Here is a 6,161-nt window from a genome sequence, read left to right as displayed (position 1 = left end):
CCTGGCCTGGAGCGGCAGCTGGCGCGTCACCGTGCAGCGCACCCCCGACGGCCGGGCGGGCTTCACCGGCGGCGCGGGCAGCGACGGCATGACCCAGCCCCTGGACGCGGGCGCACAGTTCACCACGCCACGCCACGCGGGCCTCTACGCGGAAGGCGGCTTCGGCGCGACCAGCCGCGCCTGGCACGCCTACGTCCTGGCTCACGTACTGCCCCACCCCGACGAGACACGCCCCGTGCTCTACAACTCCTGGGAGGCCACCGGATTCGACGTCGACGAGGCGGGCCAGAAGGCCCTTGCGGCCCGGGCGGCGGCGCTCGGCGCGGAGCTCTACGTCATGGACGACGGCTGGTTCGGCGCGCACCGCCGCGAAGGCTCGGGCCTCGGCGACTGGACGCCGTCCCCCGCCCGCTTCCCCGGCGGGCTCGCGCCGCTGGTGCGCGAGGTGCACCGGCTGGGGATGCGCTTCGGCCTGTGGGTGGAGCCCGAGAGCGTCAGCCCGGACAGCGATCTCTACCGCCGCCACCCGGAGTGGGTCCTGCACTTCCCGCACCGCACCCGCACCGAACTGCGCGGCCAGCTGGTCCTCAACTTCGCCCGCCCCGACGTCGCGGACTGGGCCTACGGGTGGCTGACCCGTCTGGTGGCCGACCACGGCATCGACTTCCTCAAATGGGACATGAACCGTCCGTTCAGCGAGGCGGGCTGGCCGGATCACGCGGACGGCGCGGACCAGGTGGGCACGGCGTACGTGCACCACCTCTACGACGTCATCGACCGGCTGCGCGCCGACCACCCCGGCCTGCGGATCGAGGCGTGCAGCGGCGGGGGCGGCCGGATCGACCCGGGCATCCTCTCCCGTACCGACCAGGCATGGACCTCGGACAACACCGACGCGGCGGACCGGATCTTCATCCAGCACGGCTACGGCCAGATCTACCCGTCCCGGACGATGGCCGCATGGGTCACCGACGTGCCCAACCAGCTCACCGGCCGGTCGGTGCCGCTGCGCTTCCGCTTCCATGTCGCGATGGCCGGGGTCCTGGGCATCGGCGGCGACCTGACCCGCTGGACCGATGCCGAACTGGCCGAAGGGGCCGAGCTGGTGGCCCAGTACAAGCGGGTGCGCCACCTCGTGCAGCACGGCATCCTGCACCGGCCGCGCGGCCCGGTCGACGACGGTCCCGCCGCGGTGCAGTACACGGCGCGGGACGGCAGCGAGGCCCTGCTCCTGGTCTGGCAGCGCTCCCCGCGCCACGGCTCCCCGCGGCCCGTACTGCGCCTGGGAGGTCTCGATCCCGCCGCCCGCTACCGTGACGCCCGCACGGGCGCGGTGCACTCGGCGACCGTACTCGGCCAGTACGGCCTGCGCCCCGAGCTGCCGCCGGGCGACTGGGCGAGCGCGGCGGTGCATCTGGTGCGCGTCACCTGACCGGACGGCGCCCCTCCTCGTGCCAACTCCATTACTGTGTCGGGCAGTTGCCAACCGGGTAGTACAAGGGGGGCTGCGCACACGGGGCAGGGCGCACGGCATGACGCCGAGTGGCACCGTCACAGGGCGCGGAACACGGCGCGCATGCATCGGGGGGACCGAGTGGCACGTGAACCACGGCGATTGACGCTGACCGAAGCCATCGAGTCGCTGCGTCAGGACTTGGCTGCCGCACAGCAGCAGGGCATCGGCAGGGCCGTCGGATTCTCCGTCGACGGCATCAGCGTCGAACTGGACGTACAGGCCGAACAGAGCGACACCGCCGAGGGCGGGGTCTCGTGGTACGTGAGCGCGAAGCGCGGGCGCACCCGTGTCAGGCGCACCGGGACCCGCCTGGTCGTGACGCTGAAGCCGCGCGGCGCCCTGAACGTCGGCGAGCACGCCGAGCGGCCCCGCAACGCTCCGCCGCCCCGTCCGCCGGGACCCACGGCTCCCGGCGCGGGAGAGTGATGCATGGTCGGCTCCGCACGCCTTGTGCCGGACCGCCTTGTGGAGATCAGTGTGCGGGACGAGTCGGGGCGTCATGTCGGGTACGGCTCGGGCTGGGTTCTGGACACCGATCTGATCCTGACCGCCGCGCATCTGCTGGTGCCCGGGCAACCCGCCGGCCGGCCCGCGCCGGCGGGCGCGCTCCTGGTCGAGGTGCGGCAGGGCATGCACGCGGCCCATCTGCCCTGGCACCCCTGCGAGATCGTCTGGAACGGCCTCGCGCCCCCGCCCCTGCCGCGTGACACCCGCGCGGAGTTGCGCCCGCGCTGGGACACCGGCGCCGAGGGCGGACCTGCTCTGCCGCTGGACGCGGCGCTGCTCGTCGTGACCGGCTCGGGCTGGGAGCCGCCGGAGCGGGACGGCAATCCCCGCCTGGGCCTCGCGGAGGCCGACATCACCGAGTTCCAGGTCTTCGGCTTTCCCGGCTTCAACTACGAGGAGCGCTACGCCCACAATCCCTTCCAGGGCGGCGGCCGGCTCCGGCCCGCCCACCTCGCACGGTCGGAACTGATGACGTTGAACGTGACGGAGGAGGACTGCCCGGCCCTGGGTGCCGACTGGGGCGGCATCTCGGGCGCCGCGGTCCTCGTCGACCAGCGGCGCGTCCTGGTGGGGGTCGTCCTGCAGAGCGACGTGGGCAGCCGCACGACACTGACGGCCCTGTCGGTCGAAGCGCTCCAGCGGGACGGCGAGTACTGCCGCCGCCTGTCCGAGCACACCGGCGGCTTCAGCGAGGCGCAGAACAGGCGCAGGGTGCTGGCCGAAGTCCGCGGCCAGTTGGAGAGGGCGGACACCCTGCGCGGCTGGCCATCCCGCCTCGCGCTGCTGCGCCGCGTGTTCCCGGATGCGGCCCGGGATGCCGAGCTGGCCCGCCTCCCCGCCGAGTTCCTGCTGCCGCTGCTCGTCGACCTGTGCGCCGCGAGACCCACCGGAATGAGCGATCTGGCGGCGGCCTACGAACAGGCGCACCCCATGGACCGGGCCGTCGCGGCGGCACTGCACTTCCGGGTGGACGAACTGGAGGCCCTGCGCCAGATCGGGCCCGAGGGCTGGGTGCAACTGCGCGCCGTCCTGGCCCGGTTGTACGAGTCGGACCTGAACGACAATCCCGTGTCCGTGCTCTACGCCCGCGCCACCAGATCACTGAGCGAGGGGATGCCCGCGCACTGCGACGGGTTGTGGAAGGCGTTCGTCAATCTCGCGGGCAGCAACATGCCCTCCGAGGGCCTGCCTCCGGCCGTGCACTTCCTCGAACTGGTCGCCAGCGCGGTCGGCGGCGCGACCGCCAAGGAGATCCAGGCCTACAGCCGGGCCTGGGCCCTGCGCCTGGAGAGCGCCCGGCAGGGCTCGCTCTCGCGCACCGACACGGGATGGCCGCCCGGCACCGCGGGAACTACCGCGCCGCGCACCGGCTACCCGGAGCAGGTCGACACCCTGCGCAGCAGCCTCGCCAAGGTCCCCGTACAGCCCGCCACGTCCGCGAAACTCCTGGTGGAGCTGGAGCCCGACCCAGGCAACGACCCCGACGACTGGGCGGTGTCCTTCTACTTCCACTGCCGGCCGCGCCCCGGCAGCTGGCTGCGCCTGCCGCTGCCGCACACCGAACGCAGCATCCGCCTGGCCGATCTGCTGACCCGGGTCGACCTGGCCAGGGAGCGGCTGAAGCGGGACTACGGCGTGCCCGGCGAGCGGATCGACGTCGAGTACGTGCTGCCGCTGGACCTCATCGACCACCCGGACACCCTGATACGGCGCGGCGCGCTGCCGGAGTTCGGGATGTCCTTCCCGCTGATCGTGCACAGTCGCGACCGGATGCGGCACCCCCCGTGGTGCCGGACGTGGCGCGAGCGCTGGCGGCCCCTCAGCGGCCAGCCGGAGGCGGGACGGCTGCTGCAACTGGTGCGGGCGCTCAGCGAGGACGGACGGGAGTTCGACGGCGAGGAACCGGTGGCGGGCCTGGTGCTGGCCCACAAACCCAGCTCGGCCGAAGGGCGCAGGGACGTCACCAAGGCGCTGCGGCACGGGGTGCCGCTGGTGATGTGGCGGCACGACGAGCGGGCGCAGCCCGACTTCTCCGTGCTGTTCACCCGCATCATGTCCGAAGGAGGCCTCGACGTGCCCGATTACGGCCGGGATGATGGCGGGGGTGGTGGCGCCGCTTCGCCCTGGACCGTCGGCTGGCACCACCGGATCGTCATCATCTATGACACTCCGGACGGGTTGCCCGAGCTCATTTACGGAGCTGCTTCGTGAACTCGCCGCTCAGTGCCGGACCCCCGGCCCGCAACGCCGCCGCGCCGGGCCCGTATCTGGGCACGGGTGTGCCGCACGAGCCGCCCGCCGTCCTGCCTGCTCCCCCGCCGTGGCGCACGTACACGGGAGGCCCCGATCTGGCGCCGCCGCCCGACGACACGGAGGAGACCGGGCGCAGGCTGGGAGCGGCGACGCGCGCGGCGCTTGGCCTGCGGACCGCGGCCGGCGAGACGGCCGCGGTCAACGCGGCGCTCACGCTGCGCAAACCGCTGCTGATCACCGGTCCGCCCGGCGTGGGCCGCTCCGCGATCGCCTTCCGCATCGCCAGGGAGCTGGGGCTCGGCCGCGTCCTGCACTGGACGGTGACCGGCGCATCGGTGCTCCGGGACGCGCTGTACGCGGCGCGCCCCGCGCAAGACGGCACGAAGGTACGCCTGGGGCCGCTGGGCACGGCGCTGCTCCCCTACGGCCGGCCCCGCGTCCTGCTCGTCGAGGGCCTGGACCGCGGCGACTTCGATCTGCCCGTCGAGCTGCGCACGGTGCTGCGGCGCGGCGGCTTCGACCTCCCGGAGCTGGCCGAGGAGGCAGCGGCCCGGGTGCTGACCGACGACCCCGGTGCGGCGGCACCGGTGGCGTACGGCGCGGTCGCCTGCCACGAGCTGCCGATCACCGTGATCACCGCGGGGCGGGCCAGGGTCTTCCCGGCCGAGTTCATGGCGGACTGCCTGCACTGGGAGCATCCGGCGCCGACGGCGCCGGAGCTGACCGCGGCGGTCACCAGCCGGGCCGGGCTCACCGACGGCGCCGATCCGCGGCTGCTCGCCCTGATCACCGAGCTGGCCGAGGCCTGGTCCGCCGATCCCCTGGCGCTTGGCCCGCTGACCGTGGACCGGGCCCTGGACGCGGTGACGCTCGCCGCGGCAGGACCCTGGCCGCCCGACGAAAGCCCGGACGCTGTCGCGGCACGCCTGCTCGGCCTGCTGCGGGGACCGGCCCCGGGGCCATGAGCGAGCGCCGCATCCTGGACCGGCTCGACGGCGCGCTGCTCGGCCGCCCCCTCGGCGCCGGGCAGCAGCCTGGCGCGGGTCCGCCCCCCTCGGACGCCCCCGACTGGCCGGTGGTCGCGCGGAGCCTGCACCGCCTTGGCCATCAGGACGGCGGCCGGCAGGTCGACCTGGTGCTCGACACGGCCCCGGGGATGGTGCTGTGGGAGCCGGTCACGTCGCAGCTTCGGACCTTGCTGCGGGGGCAACGCGGGCTGCACGTCACCGAGCTGTCCTGGAACGGCGGCTCCGACCACCACCCCGGCCTTTTCCCGGCCGGGAGCCGCAGCCGCCTGATCCTGGTCGTCACCGACGCCCTCGGCCCCGCGTGGCAGGACGGGAGCGCCGCGGCCACCATGGCCCGCTGGGCGTCCCGGCATCCGGTGGCCTGCGTCCATCTGCTGCCGCAGCGGCTGTGGCAGCGCTCCGCACTGCCCGTGCGGCGCATCCGTCTCCCGGCTCCCGCACCCGGCGCCCCCGACGCTCCCGGCCGCGAAGTGCGCGGCATCCTCGTCGGCGGCAACGCCCTCTCCCCGCAGCACACCGCGCTGCCCGTCGGGACCGTCCCGCTGCCCCTGCTGCCGCTGCGCGGCCGGTGGCTGGCGCGCTGGGCCCGGTGGCTGACGGGAGGCGCCGACGGGTGGACGGAGCTGACCGCATGTCCGTTGGCGCCGCCGGGCGCGCCGCAACCGCCGTACGAAGAACAGGCGGCAGCGCTCCCCGCCGACACGGCGGGCCGGGTCGCCGCCTACCGGGCGGGCTGCTCGGCCCCGGGCGCGGCGCTGGCCTCGCTGCTCGCCGCCGCCCCGCTGACGCTTCCGGTGATCCGGGCGCTGCGCGACCGGTTCGCACCCGATGCCGGACCCGCCGATCTGGCCGAGCTG

General features: G+C 74.4%; 4 protein-coding genes and 1 pseudogene. All 5 read left to right on the top strand.

The genetic code is table 11. The annotated features are described in order from the left end of the window. Positions 1–1,432 (top strand): alpha-galactosidase (locus ACQKIP_RS37155; RefSeq protein ID WP_427745148.1); only part of this gene is annotated, 1,432 nt, incomplete at its 5' end. A 183-nt stretch (positions 1,433–1,615) separates the two neighbouring features. Beyond that, the gene (locus ACQKIP_RS37150) at positions 1,616–1,942 is read left to right on the top strand and encodes a trypco2 family protein (protein ID WP_365854136.1); all 327 of its coding nucleotides are present in this window, start codon (positions 1,616–1,618) and stop codon (positions 1,940–1,942) included. A gap of 3 nt (positions 1,943–1,945) precedes the next feature. After that, on the top strand, positions 1,946–4,234 hold the full coding sequence (locus tag ACQKIP_RS37145) for a hypothetical protein (protein ID WP_365854138.1): 2,289 nt from the start codon (positions 1,946–1,948) through the stop codon (positions 4,232–4,234). Continuing rightward, positions 4,231–5,241 (top strand): AAA family ATPase, encoded by a 1,011-nt coding sequence (locus ACQKIP_RS37140; RefSeq protein WP_365854140.1) that lies wholly within the window; start codon positions 4,231–4,233, stop codon positions 5,239–5,241. Before ACQKIP_RS37145 ends, ACQKIP_RS37140 begins: the two co-directional genes overlap by 4 nt. Continuing rightward, positions 5,238–6,161 (top strand): annotated as a pseudogene (locus tag ACQKIP_RS37135) (hypothetical protein); the annotation flags it as partial. The gene ACQKIP_RS37140 and the pseudogene ACQKIP_RS37135, both read left to right, overlap by 4 nt.

The sequence above is a fragment of the Streptomyces sp. NPDC059900 genome, from assembly GCF_050270335.1.
Classification (GTDB): domain Bacteria; phylum Actinomycetota; class Actinomycetes; order Streptomycetales; family Streptomycetaceae; genus Streptomyces.
The sequence above is the reverse complement of the archived record's forward strand: the minus strand, read 5'-3'. Positions and strand labels throughout refer to the sequence as shown.